We start from the raw sequence: 1,198 nt of genomic DNA on the forward strand, positions 1-1,198 counted from the left end.
CTGCGTTTTGAGCAGATCGGGAACGATCATCCGCTGGACTGCTACGCGTGGGCGTTAATCCTCTCGAGGAAGAGAAGGCGGCGCATATTATAGACGATATTGGCCAGCCCGATCCTCATGATTGCACGGGTGATACCCACTGTCCGGATGAACAGTCCGGTCTGTGACTTCTGATCAGCAAAGACATGCTCGACACGTGACCGGATAACGGACTTTCCGGCGTTGGATTTCTGGATGTGCCGAGGCATAGGCTTGAGATGCGGCTTTTTGCGATGAACCTTGGAGACAAAGCCCTGCTTTTCCATGAAGTCTTCGTTGGCTTTTGAGCGATAGGCTGTGTCTGCCCAGACTATTGAGGCCGTATTGGTTTTATCCAGCAAGCCCTCTCTCAATCGCGCACCATCACTGGCGGCGGCATCGGTTGTTTTCCATTTCCGGATCAACCGAAATTTTCGGTCGATGGAGACATGGGATTTGTAGCCAAAGAATGGGATGGCAAGATCTGTTGCGGGGATCGTCCCATCCTCCTGCCGCTTTGCTTTCGTGAACTTCAGCGTCCACCGCGCATGCCTGTCCTTGTGGGACAGCTTTGACGGCTTGTCCTGCCAGTCCTGTGGGATCCGCCCTTCACGCAGATCCGCTTTCTCAGCATTTGTGTTGCGCTGCCTGGGAGCCGCGACCAGCGTTGCATCCAGGATCTGCCCTGACATCGGGAGATAACCAGCGTTCCGCAGGGTTGCATCAAAGCGATTGAACAGACCATCGACCGCACCCGCCTGTGTCAGACGCTCGCGAAACAGCCAGACCGTTTTGGCATCGGGCACGCGATCTGACAGCCCCAGACCAAGAAAACGCATGAAGGACAGGCGGTCATTGATCAGATATTCCGTCCGTTCATCGGACAGATTATTCAGCGTCTGGATCACCAGGATTTTGAACATCAGCACCGGATCAAACGGCGGACGGCCGCCTTTGCTCCCGTCCGCATAGGCCAGAGCCTTCTCCAGGTCAGGACGGAATACTTCAAAATCCACAGTCCGGGAAAACGCTTCGAGCTGGTCACCAAGCCCACTCAGACGAGCCAGGCGATCTTCAACATCAAAAAAACCGGGCTGCATCATCATCCATCCCTCATCGTAAGATGAACGATGGAATCACACACAGGGCCTCATAACCAGAGAGTTTTTCGAACCCTCCA

The 1,198-nt window shown here is 54.5% G+C and carries 1 protein-coding gene; it reads right to left on the reverse strand.

Going from position 1 to position 1,198, the window contains the following annotated elements; genetic code table 11:
- Positions 1–41: 41 nt before the first annotated feature.
- Complete coding sequence (locus HKD27_RS16205) at positions 42–1,124, reverse strand: IS5 family transposase (RefSeq protein WP_194690219.1); 1,083 nt, start codon at positions 1,122–1,124, stop codon at positions 42–44.
- Positions 1,125–1,198: the final 74 nt, after the last annotated feature.

This window comes from Gluconobacter sp. R75690 (genome assembly GCF_015244525.1).
Taxonomy (GTDB): domain Bacteria; phylum Pseudomonadota; class Alphaproteobacteria; order Acetobacterales; family Acetobacteraceae; genus Gluconobacter; species Gluconobacter potus.